This is a genomic window from Cellulomonas sp. P22, from assembly GCF_044392165.1.
Map to the genome: position 1 here is coordinate 97,754 of NZ_JBISBW010000009.1, position 19,272 is coordinate 117,025.

The 19,272-nt window shown below is 72.8% G+C and carries 20 protein-coding genes; 11 read left to right on the top strand and 9 right to left on the bottom strand.

The window, feature by feature from the left end:
* Nucleotides 1-47 precede the first annotated feature (47 nt).
* The 4 genes from ACGIF2_RS12320 to ACGIF2_RS12335 all read left to right on the top strand — a co-directional run bounded on the left by ACGIF2_RS12320 (nt 48) and on the right by ACGIF2_RS12335 (nt 5,147).
* The gene (locus ACGIF2_RS12320; RefSeq protein ID WP_396047011.1) at nt 48-974 is read left to right on the top strand and encodes an urea transporter; all 927 of its coding nucleotides are present in this window, start codon (nt 48-50) and stop codon (nt 972-974) included.
* A 38-nt stretch (nt 975-1,012) separates the two neighbouring features.
* Nucleotides 1,013-4,477, top strand: coding sequence for an FUSC family protein (locus ACGIF2_RS12325; protein ID WP_396047013.1), 3,465 nt, complete (start codon nt 1,013-1,015; stop codon nt 4,475-4,477).
* A 131-nt stretch (nt 4,478-4,608) separates the two neighbouring features.
* Entirely contained in the window at nt 4,609-4,881 is a 273-nt protein-coding gene (locus ACGIF2_RS12330; protein ID WP_396047015.1) for a type II toxin-antitoxin system Phd/YefM family antitoxin, read from the top strand.
* Nucleotides 4,881-5,147 (top strand): type II toxin-antitoxin system RelE/ParE family toxin, encoded by a 267-nt coding sequence (locus tag ACGIF2_RS12335; protein WP_396047017.1) that lies wholly within the window; start codon nt 4,881-4,883, stop codon nt 5,145-5,147. The genes ACGIF2_RS12330 and ACGIF2_RS12335 overlap by 1 nt, the downstream gene beginning before the upstream one ends.
* Nucleotides 5,148-5,185: 38 nt before the next feature.
* On the opposite strand, the gene ACGIF2_RS12340 is transcribed toward ACGIF2_RS12335, so the two are convergent.
* On the bottom strand, nt 5,186-5,788 hold the full coding sequence (locus ACGIF2_RS12340; RefSeq protein ID WP_396047019.1) for a TetR family transcriptional regulator: 603 nt from the start codon (nt 5,786-5,788) through the stop codon (nt 5,186-5,188).
* A gap of 113 nt (nt 5,789-5,901) precedes the next feature.
* Here ACGIF2_RS12340 and ACGIF2_RS12345 point away from each other — a divergent pair, with 113 nt between their 5' ends.
* Nucleotides 5,902-7,356 (top strand): MDR family MFS transporter, encoded by a 1,455-nt coding sequence (locus ACGIF2_RS12345; RefSeq protein WP_396047021.1) that lies wholly within the window; start codon nt 5,902-5,904, stop codon nt 7,354-7,356.
* Between the two features lie 24 nt (nt 7,357-7,380).
* Here the strand turns inward: ACGIF2_RS12345 and ACGIF2_RS12350 are convergent, their stop codons facing one another.
* Nucleotides 7,381-8,754: a glycosyltransferase gene (locus tag ACGIF2_RS12350; protein WP_396047023.1), complete on the bottom strand. Its 1,374-nt coding sequence runs from the start codon at nt 8,752-8,754 to the stop codon at nt 7,381-7,383.
* A gap of 70 nt (nt 8,755-8,824) precedes the next feature.
* On the opposite strand from ACGIF2_RS12350, the gene ACGIF2_RS12355 reads away from it, so the two are divergent.
* Together ACGIF2_RS12355 and ACGIF2_RS12360 are read left to right on the top strand one after the other, a co-directional pair.
* Nucleotides 8,825-9,490, top strand: coding sequence for a TetR/AcrR family transcriptional regulator (locus tag ACGIF2_RS12355; RefSeq protein ID WP_396047025.1), 666 nt, complete (start codon nt 8,825-8,827; stop codon nt 9,488-9,490).
* A gap of 54 nt (nt 9,491-9,544) precedes the next feature.
* Nucleotides 9,545-9,829: an acylphosphatase gene (locus ACGIF2_RS12360; RefSeq protein ID WP_396047027.1), complete on the top strand. Its 285-nt coding sequence runs from the start codon at nt 9,545-9,547 to the stop codon at nt 9,827-9,829.
* A gap of 91 nt (nt 9,830-9,920) precedes the next feature.
* Here the strand turns inward: ACGIF2_RS12360 and ACGIF2_RS12365 are convergent, their stop codons facing one another.
* Together ACGIF2_RS12365 and ACGIF2_RS12370 are read right to left on the bottom strand one after the other, a co-directional pair.
* Entirely contained in the window at nt 9,921-10,154 is a 234-nt protein-coding gene (locus ACGIF2_RS12365; RefSeq protein WP_396047029.1) for a hypothetical protein, read from the bottom strand.
* 178 nt (nt 10,155-10,332) lie between these two features.
* Nucleotides 10,333-11,796: a wax ester/triacylglycerol synthase domain-containing protein gene (locus tag ACGIF2_RS12370; protein ID WP_396047031.1), complete on the bottom strand. Its 1,464-nt coding sequence runs from the start codon at nt 11,794-11,796 to the stop codon at nt 10,333-10,335.
* A gap of 67 nt (nt 11,797-11,863) precedes the next feature.
* Here ACGIF2_RS12370 and ACGIF2_RS12375 point away from each other — a divergent pair, with 67 nt between their 5' ends.
* On the top strand, nt 11,864-12,268 hold the full coding sequence (locus ACGIF2_RS12375) for a hypothetical protein (RefSeq protein WP_396047033.1): 405 nt from the start codon (nt 11,864-11,866) through the stop codon (nt 12,266-12,268).
* A gap of 118 nt (nt 12,269-12,386) precedes the next feature.
* Complete coding sequence (locus ACGIF2_RS12380) at nt 12,387-12,599, top strand: hypothetical protein (RefSeq protein WP_396047035.1); 213 nt, start codon at nt 12,387-12,389, stop codon at nt 12,597-12,599.
* Between the two features lie 66 nt (nt 12,600-12,665).
* On the opposite strand, the gene ACGIF2_RS12385 is transcribed toward ACGIF2_RS12380, so the two are convergent.
* Complete coding sequence (locus tag ACGIF2_RS12385; RefSeq protein WP_396047037.1) at nt 12,666-13,805, bottom strand: RDD family protein; 1,140 nt, start codon at nt 13,803-13,805, stop codon at nt 12,666-12,668.
* Nucleotides 13,806-13,960: 155 nt separating this feature from the next.
* Here ACGIF2_RS12385 and ACGIF2_RS12390 point away from each other — a divergent pair, with 155 nt between their 5' ends.
* Nucleotides 13,961-14,338, top strand: coding sequence for a VOC family protein (locus ACGIF2_RS12390; protein WP_396047039.1), 378 nt, complete (start codon nt 13,961-13,963; stop codon nt 14,336-14,338).
* Nucleotides 14,339-14,371: 33 nt separating this feature from the next.
* On the opposite strand, the gene ACGIF2_RS12395 is transcribed toward ACGIF2_RS12390, so the two are convergent.
* From ACGIF2_RS12395 to ACGIF2_RS12410, 4 genes are read right to left on the bottom strand one after another with little or no spacing between them, the layout of a single operon-like run.
* Nucleotides 14,372-14,989 carry a TetR/AcrR family transcriptional regulator gene (locus ACGIF2_RS12395; protein ID WP_396047040.1) on the bottom strand — a complete coding sequence of 206 codons (618 nt, stop codon included), beginning with the start codon at nt 14,987-14,989 and terminating at the stop codon, nt 14,372-14,374.
* A gap of 60 nt (nt 14,990-15,049) precedes the next feature.
* Nucleotides 15,050-15,892, bottom strand: a complete 843-nt coding sequence (locus tag ACGIF2_RS12400) for an ABC transporter permease (protein ID WP_396047047.1) — start codon at nt 15,890-15,892, stop codon at nt 15,050-15,052.
* An 8-nt stretch (nt 15,893-15,900) separates the two neighbouring features.
* Nucleotides 15,901-16,791, bottom strand: coding sequence for an ABC transporter permease (locus ACGIF2_RS12405; protein WP_396047041.1), 891 nt, complete (start codon nt 16,789-16,791; stop codon nt 15,901-15,903).
* Entirely contained in the window at nt 16,788-17,714 is a 927-nt protein-coding gene (locus ACGIF2_RS12410; RefSeq protein WP_396047042.1) for an ABC transporter ATP-binding protein, read from the bottom strand. The genes ACGIF2_RS12405 and ACGIF2_RS12410 overlap by 4 nt, the downstream gene beginning before the upstream one ends.
* Before the next feature lie 223 nt (nt 17,715-17,937).
* Here ACGIF2_RS12410 and ACGIF2_RS12415 point away from each other — a divergent pair, with 223 nt between their 5' ends.
* A complete protein-coding gene (locus tag ACGIF2_RS12415) occupies nt 17,938-19,146 on the top strand; it encodes a methyl-accepting chemotaxis protein (RefSeq protein ID WP_396047043.1) in 1,209 nt (402 codons plus the stop codon).
* Nucleotides 19,147-19,272: the final 126 nt, after the last annotated feature.

The window sequence follows — 19,272 nt, forward strand, 5'->3', positions numbered from 1 at the left end:
GCCCACGGTGAGCCCGCCGGCACCACCAGCACGGACAGGAGAGCTCGATGGCAGCGACAGACGCCACAACGCCGACCGGAGGGGTCGGTGCCGCCCTGGACGTGCGCTCCCTCTCCGACGGCCTCTCGCAGATCTTCTTCCAGCGCAACGTGTGGACGGGTCTGCTCATCCTGGCCGCGTTCGTCGTGGCCGACTGGCGGATGGCGCTGCTGGTCGCGATCGGCACCGTCGCGTCGACCCTCACGGGCGCTCTCATGGGGGCGCAGAACGTGCGGCTGGGGATGCAGGGGTTCTGCGGCGCCCTGCTCGGCGCCGCCGTCTACACCGCGCTCGGCTCCCAGGGCTGGGCCTACCCGATCGCCGCGCTCGGCGGGATCCTGTGCGCACCCGTGACCTGGTTCTTCGTGTGGCTGTTCGCCACCCATCCCCTCGCCCGGTTCGGGCTTCCGGCGACCACCGCACCGTTCTGCGTGGTCGCCGGCGTGATGCACGCGACCACCTCGGGCCTGCAGGTCAGGTCCCCGGCCGTGCACGTCGTGGAGGACACCGGCGTGACGTACCTCCAGTCGCTGCTGACGAACGTGTCCGAGGTCGTCCTGATCAGCAGCGTGTGGTCCGGCGCGCTGATCCTGCTGGGCCTGTTCATCGCGTCGTGGAAGGTCGGGCTCGCGGCCGTGATGGGCAGCGCGGTCGGCAGCCTGTGCGCGCTCGCCCTGGGCTGGGCCGAGGCGGACGTCGCCGAAGGGCTGGCCGGCTACTCCGGCGTGCTGACCGCGATCGCGCTGTCCGTCGTCTTCCTGCGCAGCAACGTCGCGTCCTGGCTGTACGCGGTCGTCGGTACAGCGGTGACGGCGGTCGTCACGCTGGCCATGAACGACGCGACCGACGCCCCGCACTACACGTGGCCCTACATCCTGACGACCTGGGTCCTGCTGATCATCGCCACGGGCATCCGCGCTCTGCGACGGCCGTGACCCTGCAGCCCGAGCTCGTGCTGTAGAAGGAGACGCCCGTGGACACCGTGTGGCTGCTGCTGGGCGTCGTCGTCCTCGCCGCGACGCTGTTCGACGTCTTCCTCACCGCGCTCAACTACGACGAGTCGGGTTTCCTCGCCGGGCCGCTGACGCGGCTGCAGTGGCGGTCGCTGCGGCGCGTGACGCGACGGCTGCCGCGACGCTGGCGGCCCGCAGCGCTGCGCCAGGTGACCGGGATGCAGCTCGTGCTCAGCATCGTGCTGTGGGTGTGCGGGACGATCCTCGGCTACGGCCTCATCTACCGCGGTCTGATGACACCGACGTCGTTCTCCGTCTCCGGCACCGGGGCGGACCTCGACCTGTTCAACGGCCTGTACTTCAGCGCCGCGCAGCTCGCCACGGTCGGCGGGTCGTCCCTGACCGCGGAGACCGACGTCCTGCGCTTCCTCAGCATCGCGGAGACGCTCACCGGCGTGCTGCTGCTGTCCCTCATCCTGACGTTCCTGCTCGGCGTGTACGGGGTGATCAGCGACCTCAGCAGCCTGTGCACGCAGTTCTTCACGGCCGAGCGCGGTGCCGGCTCACCCGTCGCGAGCCTGACGCCGTACTTCCGCGACGGTCAGCCCAACGACCTCGACGGCCACCTCGACGCCGTGGGGGACACGTTCTCCTCGTACACCGACGGGCTGCGCCTGCACCACGCCGCGTACTACTTCCAGAGCGGACGCGACCGGTTCGCGCTGCCGTACGCGCTGCGCATGATCGGCGGCACGATCGGGGCGTTGCGCTGGGGGCTGCCCACCGGGCATCCGGCCACCGCCACGGCGCGCCTGGTCCCGCTGACGTTCGAGTTCCTCCAGTTCGGCGAGTACCTGCAGGGCCGGGTGCGCTGGACCAGCGTGGACGTGCCCTCGGTGGTCGACCCCCAGCGGTTCGCACGGATCGCGCAGGGTGAGGCGCACCGCGACGAGGGCGACGAGTGGGTCAACCGGTTCCTGCAGCTCGACCGCGAGACGGCCGCCCTGGTGGACGTCCAACCGCTGACCGACGTCGACGACACCTACCGCCGGTACGTCGCGTGGCTGCCGTTCGCGTACCGGGCGCACCAGGTCACGCTGGCCGTCAGTCGCGACCTGGACTACCAGCCCATCATCGTGACGGACCAGCCCGTGTCGATGCTGCACCCGCAGGGTGCGGTCGCCCTGCGTGACGTCGAGGAGTTCTTCCTGCCAGGGCCGACGCAGCCGCCGGACGCCGCCGCGACAGGCCACGGCCGGCTCTCGCGCTGGCGGACGTTCGTCGACGCTCACGTCGCCCAGGTCGACCCGGGGTTCGCGCGCCTGCGGGCGGCGGCCCGCGCGCTGCTGGCCGTGGTTGCCGCGGGGGTGACCGGGTACGTCCTGCTGCACGCACTGGGCCGGGACGAGCTGCGGCCGGCACTCTTCGGCGCCTTCGTGGCCATGCTCAGCACGGGCCTCTCGGCCGACAAGACGGCGCGCGGGCGCAAGCTCACGAGCGTCCTGCTGATCGTGCCGGTCTGCGTGGTCGTCGTGCTGGGCGCACTGGTGTCCGGGTCGCCCGTGTGGACGGGCGTGCTCGTCGTCGCCGTCGCGGCGGGTGGCGCCTGGGTCGGGCGCTTCGGCCCGCGCTGGGCAGCGCTCGGTGGCGTGACGTTCATGGTCTACTACTTCGCGCTCATCCTTCAGCTGGAGCTGTCCGAGGTGACGCTGTACGTCGCGACCGGCGCCGTGGGCATCGCCTGGGGCTTCCTGCTCAACTACGTCGTGCTGCCGGAGCGCCCGGCGCGGGTCCTGCGCGCGGGGCTCGCCGGCTACGGCCGCGAGCTCGTGGCCTCGATGGACGCGCTCGTCGACGCCGTGTCGTGGGCGCGCTGGGACCCGGACGTCCGCCACCGCGTCGAGGTGGACCAGCGACGCCTCGAGCGCGGCGGCACCTTCCTCGCGGGGCAGCTGGCGGGCGAGGCCGACGCGACCGGTGTCGACCCGGTCCGGGCCGTGGAGCTGCGCCTGCGGCTGTTCGACACCACGCTCGCGACCGCGCACCTGGTCGGGACCGTGGAGGACGCCACGGGTACCACCCTGTCGCTCGAGCTGCGCGGCCGGCTCGCGGGGCGGCTCGAGCTCCTGCAGGCGCACCTGGAGCGGTTCGCCGCCGCGGGTCCCGGGGCCGTGCCGGGCTCGGATGCGGCGCCGGGCCCGGCCGACGCGACACCCGCCACCCTCGAGCCGTGGGACGCGGACCCACCGCCTGCGGACTGGCCGCGTGCCGCCCGCGCTCTGCAGGTGGCGACCAACGAGCTGTACCGCGCGGCGGCCGCGCTCGCCGAGGCGCGGACGGCGGCCCTGGACCCGTCGGCGCCGCCCGCGCCGTCGGACGACGGCGACGAGGACGCCCAGGCGCTCGACGAGCTCACCTGGAGCGCCGACGGCTCTCCGGCTGGCTCGCAGCACCGGCTCTCACCGACGAGCCGCCGGGCGGTCCAGGCCGGCGTCGCGGTGGGCGCGGCGCTGGGCGTCGGCGAGTCCGTGTCGTCGACCGACCAGTACTGGGCGACGCTCGCGGCGTACCAGGTGCTCGGCGGCACCGACGCCGAGACGTTCATGAAGGGCGCGCAACGGGTCGCCGGCACGGTCGCGGGCGCCACGGTCGGCTTCGCGATCGCGATCGGCACCGGGCACGAGCCGTGGGTCCTGGTGCCGTTGCTCGCCCTCACGGTGTTCGCCTCGACCTACTTCCGCCCCGTGTCCCCGGCGGTGTCGACGCTGTGGACGACGATGCTGTTCGCCGTCATCTACGAGTTCCTCGGCCGGTTGACGCCGGTCGCGCTGGAGCTGCGCGTCGTGGAGACCCTGCTGGGGGCGGCGGCCGCGCTGCTGGTCGCCTGGCTCGTGCTGCCGACGCGGATCCGCACCGTGCTCAACAAGGACACCGCGACCCTCGTGCGCGACGTCGCGACGGTCGTGACGACCACCGTGGGACGCCTCGAGGGCAGCACCTCGGTCTCGACGGCGTCGGTGCGCGACCGGCTGCTCGTCGTGGAGCGCGAGGCTCGGGCGGTCAACTCCACCGCGGCGCCCCTGCGGCGGGCCGCGGGCGCCTCGGGCGCCGACGGCGTCGAGGGCAGGCTGACGGCGCTGTGGTCGCTCACCTACGACACCCGGCACCTGGTGCGGGCCGCCCAGCAGGCGGTCGACGCCGGTGCCGATCCGAGCGCGCAGGACTGGTCCGCCGTGCGCACCACGCTGCGCACCAACTTCACGGCGCTGCTCGACGTCCTCGCCGACCGGCTGCCGACGTCGGTCGAGCCGGACCTGCCGCTGGTCCTCGACGACGGCGTCCGCGGCGCATCGGACAGTCCGCAGGCCGCCGTGCTGCGCCACCTCGACCGGATCAACGACACGCTCGTGCTGCTCGTCGGCGAGGTCTCTCCCGGTGCGGCCGAGCAGCAGCAGCGTCAGGAGGCGTCGCCCGCGGGCGTCTGACGCACCGCCCGACACGGTGGAGACGTCCATCTAGGACATGCCGGTTCATCGGCGCCAACCGAGACAGTCCGCTGCGTGAGCGTCGATCGTTCCGCTTCCCTGCCCGATCGGTGATGACTATGATTCGGGTCATGACGACGACATCGCTCGCGAATGTGAAGGCGCACCTGTCGCGGTACGTCGACTCCGTCCACGGCACCCACGAGCGGGTCACCATCACGCGTCACGGCGAGCCGGCCGCAGTCCTGGTCTCGCCCGACGACCTGGCCTCGCTGGAGGAGACCATCGCCGTGCTGTCGGACCCGCGGCTGATGGCCGAGATCCGCGAGGGTGACGCCGCCGTGGCCGCAGGTGACGTGACGCCGCTCAGCGAGGTGCTGGAGCAGCTGCGCCGCGACGTCTGATGTACGAGATCTCCCTGGCCCCCGCTGCGAAGCGTGCGCTCGCCTCGCAGCTGCCCGCGGCGGTTGCCGTTGCCGTCATCGAGTTCCTCTCCGGGCCGCTGGCCGAGGACCCCTTCAAGGTCGGCAAGCCGCTGCGCAACGAGCTCGAGGGAAAGTGGTCTGCCCGGCGTGGGGAGTATCGCGTCATCTACGCGATCAACGCTCGGGTGGTCACGGTCTACGTCCTGTCGATCGCCCATCGGCGAGACGTGTATCGGCCGCACTGACCGGCCGCAGTCGACGGTTCGCCCGGTCGACGATGCCCTCATTCGACGACGCGGCGGAGCTCCCTGCGGCAGTGCCGGTAGACCTCCACCGGGTCCGTCATGTGGCCCTCCAGCGCGAGCTCGCCCCAGCGTTCCCAGCTGGTGCGCCACAGCGCCACAACGAGCTCGGCGATGAGCCGCACGGTGGTCGGGTCGCTGCTCTCGAGCTGGGCGCTCAGCCGGGCGTGCAGGTGCATGGTCAAGGTCCGCTCCTGTGCGGCGGCGAGCGCCTGGAGCTCCGGCTCGCCGAGGAGGCGCGCGATGCGCCGGTGCTCCGCGAGGCCGGGGTCGTTCTCTCCGGACATGGCCGACTCGGCGGCTTTCTCGGCCTTCTGCAGGACGGTCGCCGGCGAGTCGCCGGGGGAGAGCTCGAGCGTGTCGATCACCTGCAGCAGCCGCTGCTGACCTGGAAGGGCGGCCTGCTCCTTCGAGGCGAAGTACCGGAAGAAGGTGCGCGACGAGATGCCAGCGCGGTCGGCGATCTGCTGGACCGTGGTCTCTCGGACGCCCTGCTTCTCGAAGAGCTCGAGGGCCACCTGGTGGATCTGCTCGGCCGTGTCGAGGCGGCGTCGGGCGCGGAGGTCGGTGGGGACGTCGTCCATGGGGCCTTCCTAGCACGAGCACACGTGTGACCAGAGACACCACTCTGGCGGTGGCTGCCATCTTGTCACAGTGTGACAGAATTGCCTTCGCTTGTGTCTAGGAAGAAGGTCCCATGTCTGATGTCCAGCTCCGCGAGGAGACCCCGGCGGGCGCGTTCTCGCCGGCGATCGAGACGGAGAAGGCCACCGGCCGTGTCGGCCCGGTCATCGCCGTCCTGATGTTCTCCGCGCTGATCATGATCCTCAACGAGACCGTGCTCAGCGTCGCGCTGCCCAGCATCATGGGCGACTTCGAGGTCACGGCCGGCACGGCCCAGTGGCTCACCACCGGGTTCATGCTCATGATGGCCGTGGTCATCCCGACCACGGGCTACCTGCTGCAGCGCTTCACCACCCGGACGCTGTTCAGCGCCGCGCTCCTGCTCTTCATCGTGGGCACCGCGCTCTGCGGCATCGCGCCCACCTTCGCCCTGATCCTGCTGGGCCGCATCGTCCAGGCCTGCGGCACGGCGATCATCCTGCCGCTGCTGATGACCACCACCCTGACGACCGTGCCCGCGTGGAAGCGCGGCGCGGTCATGGGCCTCAACTCCGTCGTGATCTCCGTCGCGCCGGCCATCGGCCCCACCATCTCGGGCATCGTCGTCGAGGCGCTCAGCTGGCGCTGGGTCTTCGGGCTCATGCTCCCGCTCGGGGCGATCGTGTTCGTCTGCGGCCTGTTCATGATCAAGGCCACCCACGAGGTGACGCGCCCGCGCCTGGACGTCGGGTCGGTCGTGCTCTCGGTGTTCGGCTTCGGCGGCATCGTGTACGGGCTGTCCTCGATCGAGGCGCTGCTCGACGGGGCCGCGGCGCCCGTCGTGGCGCTGGTGATCGGCGTCCTCGGGCTGGTGGCATTCGTGCGTCGTCAGACGCGTCTGCAGCGCACCGGATCGTCGCTGCTGGACCTGCGGCCGTTCGCCGTCCCCGCGTTCCGGAACTCCGTCATCATCCTGATGGTCGTCATGGCCACGTTGCTCGGCACCGTCGTGGTGCTGCCCATCTACCTGCAGATGGGGATGGGCGTGAGCGTCCTCACCACCGGGCTGCTCATGCTTCCGGGCGGCCTCGCCCAGGGGGTGCTGGCGCCGTTCGTCGGCCGCATCTACGACAAGGTTGGCCCGCGCCCGATCGTCATCCCCGGCGCGATCCTGCTCTGCGGTGGGCAGTTGCTGCTGAGCACGATCGGGGCCGACACCTCGCTGGGCGTCGTCGTGGCCTGGCACGTGGTCTTCTGCCTCGGTCTGTCCCTGCTGATGACCCCGCTGATGACGATCTCGCTGAGCGCCCTGCCGCGTGAGCTCTACGCGCACGGCTCAGCGATCCTGAACACGCTGCAGCAGCTCGCCGGTGCAGCGGGCACCGCACTGCTCGTCGCGGCCCTGACCATCGGGGCCGCGGCCGCGAGCGGCAGCGACGCCGAGATGCAGACGGTCGGCACGCGGCACGCCTTCATCCTGGGTAGCTGCATCGGCCTCATCGCCGTGATCACCGCCCCGTTCGTCAAGCGGCTGCGCACGGACGCCTGACCCGTCGGGAACAGCGTCCCCCGGTCACCGCCCGCGACGGCGGTCGGCCGGTTCGGGCGCTGTCGCGGCACGGGCCTGCCGGCGACGTCCCGCGGGGATGCCCGGGGTCGTCGCCCGGGCGTGCAGGACGTCGCCGAGCGCTGCCTCGAGGCCGGCCAGGCCGGGCGACGCTGTGATCTCGGAGCCCAGGCGGGCGGCGGCGCGGCGGTACCTGTGGTCGGCCAGGACCGTGCGGACGGCCGTGCGGACGGCTGCGGGCGTCGGCTGGTGGGTGCGGAGGTTGAGGCCCGCGCCCGACCATGCGACGCGGGCCGTGACCTCGACCTTGTCCTCGGTGGCTCCGGCGACGACGAGCGGCACCCCGTGCTCGAGCGCGAAGTGCACGCCGCCGTACCCGCCGTTGCTGACGTAGACGTCGGTCAGGGGCAGCAGCGCGTCGTAGGGGAGGTACTCCGCGGCCCGCACGTTGGCCGGCAGGGGCGGCAGCGTGGTGACGTCGCGGCCTCCCGTGCTGACGACCACGAGCACGTCCTCCTCGGCAAGGGCCGTGATCGTCGGGGTGATGAGCTGGTCGTAGTCCCGGTTGGCGACGGTGCCCTGGGTCACGTGGACCACCGGGCGTGTGCCGTCGAGGTCGCCCCACCAGGAGGGGACGGGCGTGTCGGACGGCGTGGTGCGGGACACGGGCCCGACGAACCGGACCGAGGAGGGCAGGTCCGGGCGCGGGTACTCGAAGCCGGGCACGGTGAACTGCACGAGCGCGTCGGCGAGCCTGCCGTAGTCCATGAAGAAGCCGGGCAGCTCGCAGCCGGTCGCCTCACGGACCGCCTGCTCGGCGTCGCGCTGGACGGGGCCGAAGACGATCTTCTCGGCGACGACCCGCAGGGCGGCGTTGCGCACGCGTCCCGCGAGCCCGGGCACCGGGGGGATCCCGAGCCCGAACGGTGCGGTGTCGGTGCTCGCCAGCCCGAGGGGGATGATCCCGAGCGTGATGACGGGCGGGCGGGCGGTGCGGGACCGGGAGAGCAGCGCGGCCGCGCCGAAGAACATGCTCTCCACGAGCACGGCGTCGGTCGGCTCGGCGGCGAGCGCCTGGTCGACGGCGCGAACCTGTGCGGGCACCGGCGCGATGAAGATCGTGCTCATGTCGTACCGGATGCCGGAGGCGCCGCTGCGGCCCACCCGCCCGGGGAACGCGGCGTCCATGTCGCGGTCGTCGTAGTCGGCCTCGAGGGGGAGCGGCAGGTAGGTGGCTCCCGTCGCCTCGACGGCGCCCCGGTAGCGGGCGCCGGTCAGGAACCGGACGTGGTGCCCCTGGCCGACGAGGAACCTCGAGACGGCGAGCAGCGGGGTGACGTGCCCGTGGACGGGGGTGGCGCAGATCAGCAGGGATGACATCGGGTTCCTCACCAGTGGCTAGTATTGGTTACTGGTCCCGAGTATTCATCACACTGCCATGGTGGTCAATATGTCTGCTTCGTCGTCTTCCCCGTCGGCCTCTGCGCCGTCCCGCCCGTACCGCTCGACGTTGCGGGCCGAGCAGGCCGCCCACACCCGACGACGGATCCTCGAGGCCGCCGCCGACTGCTTCGCCGAATGTGGCTATGCCGGCACCTCGCTGGGCGACATCGCGACCCGGGCCTCGGTGTCGGTCGAGACGGTCAAGCTCAACGGACCCAAGCGCAACCTGCTGCTCGGAGCCTTCGAGCAGGCGTTCACCGGCACGGAGGGACCCGAGAGCGTCACAGCGCGCGAGTCCGCCGCCGAGATCTTGACCCTCACCGACGGCGAGCGGTTCCTCGACGGACTGGTCCACTGGGTCGCGCAGGCGAACGCGCGCACCAGCGCGCTGTGGGTCGGCTTCGTGAGCGCCGGGGCGTCCGACCCGCACGTCGGGGCGGCGCTCAGCGAGCTGCTCGAGCGGCGGCGGGCCGACTACCGGGGCGCCGTCGAGGCGCTCGTCGAACGCGACATGGTCCCGGTCGACGTCGATCGCGACGACCTCGCGGACGCGCTGTCCTTCTTGATGTCCCCGGAGGGCCACGACCAGCTCGTCCGGCGGTCGGGCTGGACCATGGAGCACTACGAGGACTGGCTGGGGAGCACGGTCCGGCGGCTGGCCGTCCGGGCCTGAGGCAGCGGCGCCGCCCAGCGCGAGGACTCGCGTGACACGACGCAGACTGGACCCGTGATCGCTCGCCAGGTCGTCGTGCGCGGCGTCGTCCAGGGGGTCGGGTTCCGTGCGGCGCTCGTCGCCGAGGCCCGGCGGCTCGGTGTGACCGGATGGGTGCGCAACCGGGCCGACGGCGCTGTCGAGGCGCTCGTGGTCGGAGGCCGGGAGCCCGTCGATGCCCTGGTCGGGTGGGCGCACCGCGGCCCACGGTTCGCCTCGGTGAGCAGCGTCGAGGTGCGGGACGCGACGCCGGACGGCAGCCCGGCGTTCACCAGCTCGGTGTTCACGGTCGAGCGCTGATCCGGGTCGACCTGCTGCCGGTCTGCGTCCCGCGCGCGCGTCCCCGACGTTCCCGGGCGACGCTGCCGCGGGTGCCGGTGAACCACACGGCTCAGTCGTCCGTGGACTGAGCCTCGATGCGGTGACGCTCGTCGTGGATGGTCGCGCCGGACGCGACGAGACCGTGCTCGAAGGTGCGGAAGTGGTGGCCGCAGAAGAGGAGCTCCAGGCCGTCGCCGGCCGCGAGCGTCGCCCGGACGTAGGCCTGCGCCCCGCAGCGGTCGCAGCGGTCGTGGCGGGACAGCTCTGTGGTGGGGGCGGAACCCTCGAGGGTGGATGCAGTCATGGGGACCTCGTTTCGCTGCGGTGATCGGTGCTCGTCCGACCCCGGGAGGCTCCCGGGGCGGGCGATGCCATCGAGAACGGTGGACCCACCACCCGCATTCCTCAGGTGCGCACCTGTTCGCCCAGCGGGAAACACCGGGCCGCCGCGTGCTGCGGGCCCGGCGTCTTCCCGGCGGGGCTCAGTCCCGGACGAGCCCGCGCAGCGCCTCGTCCGTACCGGCCGCGAGAGCGGTCGGGTCGGCGACGACGTCCGGGTCGGTGACCACGGTCACGACCAGACGCCCTCCCGAGGAGAGCACCGCGAACGTGACCGCCACGTTCCCCGGTGCCGACGTCAGGGGGACGATCTCCCGGACGTGCGCCCCGGCCACGGAGACGGCCTCCGCGGGTCCGCGCACGTTCGTGAGGAACGTGCTGATCAGCCGCTGGTGGTCGATGAACCACCGGAACGCGCCGACCGCCACCAGCAGCCGGAACACCGGCCCCACGAGCCCCGCCGACGCACCACGGTCGTCGTGCCGGCGGGCGCTGGTGGTGGCCGCGACCCGCGCGAGCCGCTCGGGCAGGGGGCCGCGCACGGGGACCCGGACCTGCATGACGCCGACCTGGTTGCCGAGCTCGCCGCCTCTCGTGCGGCCCGCCGTCCCCGCCGTCCCCGCCGTCCCCGCCCTCCCCGTCGGCCGCCGCGCCGACACGGGCACGGACACGACGAGCGTGGACACGTCCTCGCCGCGTGCGCGCAGCACGGTGCCCATCGCCGCGGTGACCGCGACGAGCAGCACGTCGTTGACCGTGGCGCCATGCCGCCGCGCGGCCGCCCGCACCTCGGCCAGGTCGACGTCGACCGTCGCGAGCCGTCGACGGGCACCGGTCGGCACGTTGAGCGAGCACCGCGGCGCTCCCCGCCCCTGGTCGTGCCCGTGCCCGTGGTCGCGCCCGCGGTCGCGGCCGCGCAGCTCGACGCGCCCACGCCCCACCCGTGCCAGGCCCGCGGGCAGCGCGGCGGCGGCGCGGACGAGCCGCACGACGTGGTCGGCGAGCAGCGCCGTCACCGTCGGCCCGGCCGCGGGGACGGCAACCGCGGGGACGGGGGCCCCGGGGACGGCGGCCGCGGCGACGGTGGAAGCAGCGATGGCGGATGCCGGCCCGAGGGGTCGGGGTGCGGGCGTCCCCGGATCACCCAGCGCGGCGAGGACCGCGAGGCCGCCGACGCCGTCAGCGAGCACGTGGTGCATCACGAGGACGACGCCCACCGCACCACCCGGCAGCCCGTCGACCAGCACGGCCCGCCACAGCGGCCGGTCGCGGCGGAGCGGCTGCGTGAGCGCGTCCGCGGCGACGTCGAGCAGGGCGTCGTGGTCGGCGGGTGCGGGGCAGCGCACGTGCGTCACGTGGGCCGCGACGTCGAACGCCGGATCCTCGAGCCAGTACGGCCGGCCCAGCCCCCACGGCGGCGCGACCAGCCGTTGACGTAGCCGGTCGATCCCCGCGAGCCGGCGGCTGAGCACCCGCTCGACGGTGGCGAGGTCCGCGTCGTCGAGCACCAGGAGCGCGCCGACGTTCTTCGGCGCGGGGCCGACGTCCGAGCGGAGCTCGACCAGGTCGCCTCCGCTCAGCCGTTCGATCGTGCGCCGCGTGCTCACCATCCCGCTCCTCTCCTCGTCGGTGACGACCCCCGACGTCGAGGGCTGGTGCCCCTAGCATGCAGTGATGGAGGCCGGGGCCGTCACCAGCACGTCTGCTCCCGCGCGCCAGCTGTCGGTCGGCCTGCTCGTCGTCGCGGTCGCACTCGCCATCGTGGCCGTGCCGCTCCGTCTGTCCGGGGTGCTCGAGGTCATGGACGAGCCGCTCACGCCGGGCGACCTGCTCGAGCGCGGACGGCTGGCGGGCGCTCGCGCCGCGGTGCTGGCGGGTCTGTCGATCGGGCTGGGCTGGATCGGCGCCCTCGGTGCATCGGGGAGGACGCGGGGATGGGTGCTGGGCCGTGTCGTGGCCCTGGTCGGCGCCGGCGCGGTGGTGTCGCTCGTCAGCGGGCTCTGGCTGACCGGCTTGGTGCTGGCGCTCGCGGGGGCGTCCTGTGCGGTGCTGCGTCGGCGTTCTTCGCGACGACGGTGAGCGCGTTCGCCGGCGAGCGGATTTGGGCCGTTGTGCCCAGACATGGTCGTGGCTGGGCGGCCAGAGTGGGTCTGCCGGAAACCCCGGCCGCATCGCGTCTCACCCACGAGGAGAGCCCATGACCACCCTCACGCCCTCGCCGCTGTTCGCCTCCCGCGACCGGCGCCGACCGACCGCGTTCGACAGGCTCCGGTACACGCCGGCTCCGGCGTGGGAGCGCGGAAACCGGGCGCGGCACGTCCGCTACGTCGCGGCGAGCATGGTGGGCTGGATGGTCGTCGGGCTGGCGTGCAACGCCCTCGTGGCTGCGCTGCTCTCACTGGCGGGGTGACACCCGGGCGCGACCCCGGGCAGCGTGCTCGACGACTCGATGGGCCCGCGGGAGCCTGACCCCCGGTCAGGGTGAGCTGCAGCTCGCGACGGTCCGCCCGTCTCGGGTCTGGCCCGCCTCGAGGGTCCAGTCGCCGACGTCGAGCCCGTCGACCGCTTCGACCGCTTCCCACGGGACCGTCGCGGTCACCGCGCCCCCGGTGTACGTGGCGCCGGCCAGGCCCTCGACCGCCTGTGCGGAGCTGACCCTGACCGTCTGGAGCAGGGTGCCGTCCGCGTCGCGCACGGTGGCCCACCAGGAGCCGTGGTCCGCGGCGAACGACTCGTCGTCGGCGGCGTAGTCCGTGAGCTGCCACGTCACATCCAGTCGGGGGGCCACGTGGTCGACGCGGGTCACCCCGAGCCGCGTCCACTCGGCCGGGAGGGACGCCGTGACCTGCGCCTCCGTCAGCGTGGGGTCGGTGGTGCTGCCGGTGACGTCCGAGGAGACCGGCCGGCAGGTCAGGGTGCCGGTGCCGCTCATCGTCTGAGTGGGCGGTGCGCAGCCGTAGGCGACGCCGAGGACGCCTGCCGAGGTGACGACCGCGCCCACGACGCGGCGCCAGCGGGGCTCGAACGGCTCCTCCCACGGCGGCGGGGGACCGGTCGGCTCGAGCGGGGCTCCACGCGGGTCCGCGAGCCAGGCCACCCACGGGAGGGTCAGCGGGCGTCGCGTGCCGAGCACGTACGTCCCCGCGATGCTGTCGGCGAAGGTGCGGCGCTCGCGGTTCACCAGGGGGCGCAGGTACCCGATCAGCAGGATCGAGTCGAGCAGGTGCGCCGCCGTGCGGAGGGCGGTGCGCAGCGCGCCGGCCGGTCGGCCGGTCGACGTCCTCACCACGACGATGCCCACGAGCCACTTGCCCGGTGTCGCACCGAGGTAGGCCTGCAGCAGGGCCATCAGCACCAGCGTCCCGAGGACCCAGCCCGACGCGTTGACGGTCTCCGGCGCGGGCGTGGTGAACGTCGGCAGCCCGGGGTGCAGCGTCGGGCCGTCGAACCCGGGGCCGCCGTCCGCGAGGAAGGCCACACCCGCGAGCAGCCCTCCGTCGAGCAGCAGCGCGAGCGCCCGCATCGGCCAGGTCGCGAACGGCACGGGGATCGGGGCGTCGTCCGTCGCCGGGTCCCACTGCTGGGTGGGGGTGGGGGCGGGCGGCGGTGCGCTCATCCGGACATCTTGGCGCGGCGTGCGCGTTCCCCGCAGCGGTTCAGGCGATCGTGACCACTCCGCTCGGGCCGCGGGGTGCGGTCGGCCGCGGGTGGACCTACCGTGCGAAGGATGCCTCGGTCGCACCGGTGGCCGGGCCTTCGGGAGGAGCGGTCATGGCGCACGGTGACATCACGCACATCGACATCCCCGTCGGGGACTTCGGGCGGTCGACGTCGTTCTACAACGGCCTGTTCGGGTGGGACATTCAGCAGGTCGTCGGCTTCGAGGGCTACCCGATGTGGCAGGCCCCCAACAAGATCAGCGGCGGTGGCCTGGCCCCGCGGTCCGACGACTTCACGGCGCCGCGCAGCTACGTCGAGGTGGACTCGATCGACGACGTGCTGGGGCAGGTCCTCGCGCTCGGCGGCCAGATCCGGGCCCCGAAGCTGCAGATCGACTCGACGAGCTGGTGGGCGGTGGTCGTGGACCCCGACGGCAACGAGATCGGGCTGTACGAGGGCTCCACGGCGACGCCCGACGCCACGACCTGAGCGGCTGCCGCACCGCGGGCTGACCGTTCGGGGTCAGTCCGCCGCGTCCACGTCCTGCGGTGTGGCGAGCCGCAGCTCGGGGGCGGGGACGGGCTCCGCGGCGCGGTCGGGGCTGCGCAGGGCCCGGAGCACGAGCTCGAGCGCCCTCGCGACGGGGTCGGCACCGGGCGTGCGCGGCAGCATCGAGATCACGCCGTCGACCATCGCGACGGCCAGGTGGACGTCGGTGAGCGTCACGTCGGGACGGACGGTCCCGGCGCGGTGCGCCACGTGCACGGCCGCCGACAGCAGCGAGGACGTGCGGCGCGTGAGCTCGTCGAGGTGCAGCCGGGGGTCGGGGGAGCTGCGCACCACCGTCATGAGACCCGGGGTGTCGAGCTGGAGCGCGCAGATCTCCACGAGCAGGTGCTCGAGCAGGTCGTCGCCCGGGTAGGTGGCGGCGTACCGCTCGAGGGCCGCCATGCGCAGGTCCAGCACCGCGGCGACGAGCGAGCCACGGTCGGGGAAGTGGCGGTAGAGGGTTCCGCGCCCGACCGCCGCTCGCCGGGCGACGAGGTCGAGGGGTGCCGCCGCGCCGTCCTCCCGGAAGACCTCGGCGGCAGCAGCCACGAGCTTGGCCCGGTTGCGCTGCGCGTCGAGCCGCTGGTTCACGTCGGCGAGCGTAGCCGAGCGCATCGTCAGGTCGGCCTGCTCTTGGCGTCCTCGGGGCTCTCAGTCGAGGAACAGCGCGCGCAGCCGCCGGGTCACCAGGACGACGCCCACGGCGATCATCACCACGAAGTAGCCGACGTGCACCAGCATCCCGGCGCCGAGCGCGCCGGTGGTCAGCCCGCGCACGAGCTCGACGGCGTGCCACAGCGGCATGGCCTGGACCAGCCACTGGAGCGGTTCGGGGTACACGGTGATCGGGAAGAACGTCGCCGAGAACAGGAACATCGGCAGCATGACGAAGTTGATCCAGTCCATCTGCTGGAAGGTCGACAGGTAGCTCGTGACGGCCATCCCCAGGCTCGCGAAGCCGAACGCGATCAGCACGACGGCAGGCAGCGCGAGCACGGCCGTCCAGCCGAGGTTGAGGCCGAGCACCTGCATCACTGTGAGGAACCCCGCCGCGTACAGCACGCCGCGCAGCAGCGCGTACAGGATCTCCCCGAGCGCCACGTCGAGCGGGCCCAGCGACGTCGCGAGCATGCCCTCGTAGAGCTTGCCGAAGTTCATCTTGAAGAAGACGTTCCACGTCGAGTCGTAGACCGCGCCGTTCATCGCCGAGACCGCGAGCAGCGCGGGGGCGATGTAGGCGGCGTAGGCCACCGTCTGCCCCGACGGGGTCGTGATGTCCCCGATGTACGAGCCGAGGCCCATGCCCATCGCGAGCAGGTAGAACACCGGCTCGAAGAACCCCGAGACGACCACGACCCAGGTGCTGGACCGGGCCGCGCGCAGCCCGCGGGCGAGCACGGACCGGGCGTTCCCGGCGTACAGCGCGCTGACCCCGCCCCGACCCGGGGTCCCAGGCTCGGTGGCGTGGCTGCCGGTGGTGGTCGGCGCCGACATGTTCGCGCTCATCCGCGCAGCCTTCCCACGAAGACGCGACGGCCCACGAACCAGCCGCCGACCGCGAGCGCCACGAGCACCAGGACGTGCACGCACAGCAGCCAGCCGGGCGTCGCCTGGCCGAAGGACGCGGCCCGCCCGAGCTCGCTCGCGTGCCAGATCGGCGAGATCCACCCGATCCAGTGCAGCCAGGTCGGCAGGGTGTCGAGCGGGTAGAACGTGCCCGAGAACAGGAACATCGGCGTGAACACGAACCGCTGGACGGCCGCGAACTGCCCGGAGTCCTGCGTCAGGCTCGCCGAGTAGGCGAGCAGCGGCAGACCGAACGCCAGGCCGCCCAGCACGCCGATCAGCGGCAGCAGGAGCAGTGCACGCAGGTCGCCCACCGCGCCGAACAGCGCCACGACCAGTGTGTACGCCACCGAGACGAAGATCATCCGCGCCGCCACCGCGAGCACGAGACCACCGACGACCTGGCCCGGGGCCACGGGCGAGGAGTTCATCGCCCAGAACACCCGCCGCCACCGGAACCCGCCCATGACGGTGTAGGTGAACTCCTCGGTGCCCACCGTCACCACGGCCGTGGCCAGCAGCGCGGGCGCGACGAACCACACGTACGGCACGGGCCCGTCGGGACCGAACCCGACCGGCACGTCGAGGAAGCTCGCGAGCCCGAGGCCGATGCCGAGCAGGTACATGACGGGGTTGCCGATCCCGGTCATCACGATGGTCCACCCGTAGCTCCGCATGGAGCGCAGGTTGTGCTCGGCGACGTAGAGCGTGCCGAGACGGCGCGGCCGGACGCCCCCGGCGAGGGCCGCAGCCGTGGCGTCGTCGGGCCCGGGGGTCGTGAGATCGGCCGACGGGGTGGCGCCCGCGGGCGCAGGGGAGGCGGTCACTCGATCAGGCTCCGGCCCGTCAGACGCAGGAACACGTCTTCGAGGCTCGAGCGGCGCACCAGGCTCGTGGTCGGCTGCAGCCCGCGGTGCGCGACCTGCTCGAGCGCGGCCTCGCCGTCGCCGACGTACACCAGCACGCGGTCGGGCAGGACCTCGACCCGCTCGCCCAGGTCACCCAGCTCCCGCGCGGCCGAGGCGTTGCGGTCCGAGCCGAAGCGCAGCTCGAGCACCTCGCGCGTCGAGTAGCGCCGGATGAGCTCGGACGGGCTGCCCTCGGCCATGATCGCGCCCTTGTCGACCACGATGATCCGGTCGCACAGCTGCTCGGCCTCGTCCATGTAGTGCGTGGTGAGCACCAGGGTGGTGCCGCGCTCCTTGAGCCGGAACAGCCGGTCCCACAGCACGTGGCGGGCCTGCGGGTCGAGCCCGGTGGTCGGCTCGTCGAGCATCAGCATGCGCGGCTCGTTGACCAGCGCCCGGGCGATCGTCAGCCGTCGCTTCATGCCGCCCGACAGGTCGTCGACCTTGGACCGCGCCTTGTCCTCGAGCTGCGCGAACGCCAGCAGCTCGTCGGCCCGCTGCCCGCATACCGCGCGGGAGATGCCGAAGTAGCGGCCGTAGACGATGAGGTTGTCGCGCACCTTCAGCTCGGTGTCGAGGTTGTCCTCCTGCGGCACGACCCCCAGCTGGCTGCGGATCTCGGGCCCGTGGGTCTCGGGGTCCAGCCCGAGCACCCGCAGCGTGCCGTCGGTGCGGGAGGACACAGCGCCGACCATGCGCATGGTGGTCGACTTGCCGGCACCGTTGGGGCCCAGCAGCCCGAAGGACTCGCCGGGCGCCACCTCGAAGTCGATGCCGGCGACCGCGGTGAGGTCGCCGTAGCGTTTGGTCAGGGCTTTCGCGGTGATCACGGGCTCGGGCACGAGTCCAGAGGCTAGTGGTCGCCGGCGACATCGGCCCACGGAAATTGTCGTGCGGACGTCCTGGGCGTCGAGTCCGTGCGCGTCGTCAGTGGTCGCCGCGCCGTTCGAGGGTCTCGAGGTACGCGCCGAGCTCGCGGTCGGCGTCCGCCTTGGCCCGATGGCTCATCGGCGGCCCCGACCGGTCGATGGGCGGGACAAGAGGTCCGACCGAGGGAGTGTCTCGATGTCAGCTGTCCAGGCCGGCGCACCGCGCATGGCTCGCCGCTCCCTGTCCGCGGGGATCTCGATCCGCGCGAAGATCTTCACGCTGCTCGGCTTCCTCACCGTCGCCGCCGCAGCGGTGGGTGTGCTCGCGGCGCTCGCGATCCACGCCTTCGCCGCCGCGGAGGACGCGTCCGACGCGGACGCAGCGACCGTGCTGATCGTCGGGGTGCTGGTCGTCGGCGTCGCCGTCGTGTGGGGCATCGGCCTCACCGTGACGCGGAGCATCGGGCGATCGGTCACGGCGCTCGGTGTGGCGCTCGACGCCATGGCGGCGGGCGACCTGACCCGTGCGCCCGAGGTCCGGGGCAACGACGAGATGGCCCGGCTCGCCGGGTCGCTCACGACGGTGCAGACGTCGCTGCGGTCGATGCTGTCCGAGGTGTCCGTCGCGGCCGAGACGATGGCCGATGCGAGCCAGGGGCTGGCCGTCTCGGCCGACCAGGTCGTGGCCGGGACCCACGAGACGTCCGTGCAGGCCGGCGCAGTGGCCGTCGCGGCCGAGCAGGTCTCGCTCAACGTGCAGGCGGTCGCCGCGGGCGCCGAGCAGATGGGTGCGTCGATCCGCGAGATCGCGCAGAACGCCACCGACGGCGCGAGGGTCGCCGCGCAGGCCACGACCGTTGCGCAGCAGACGAACGCGCAGGTCGCGAAGCTCGGGACGTCGAGCCAGGAGATCGGCAACGTGGTCAAGGTCATCACCTCGATCGCGGAGCAGACGAACCTCCTCGCGCTCAACGCGACGATCGAGGCCGCGCGGGCCGGTGAGGCCGGCAAGGGCTTCGCCGTCGTCGCGGGCGAGGTCAAGGAGCTCGCGCAGGAGACCGCCAAGGCCACCGAGGACATCGCCCGCCGGGTCGAGGCGATCCAGGCGGACACGTCCGGGGCGGTGGCCGCGATCGAGCAGATCTCGACGATCATCACCTCGATCAACGACTACCAGCTCACGATCGCCTCGGCGGTCGAGGAGCAGACCGCGACCACCAACGAGATGTCGCGGGGAGTGGCCGAGGCCGCGACCGGGTCGGGCGAGATCGCGTCGAACATCACCGGGGTGGCGTCCGCCGCGAGCGTGTCGTCGGAGGTCATCGGGCGGATGGGTGCCAGCGTGGACGATCTCGCCGCGATGGCCGCCGGGCTGCGCGAGCGCGTCGCCGGCTTCACCTTCTGAGCGCTCGACCGCAGCAGCTCGACGCTGGAGCGGCTCGACGCTGGAGCGGCTCGACCCCTGGAGCACGGGCGGGGGGGGGGGGGGGGGGGGGGGGAACGCCCGACACATTGTTTTTTGGTGGTTTTT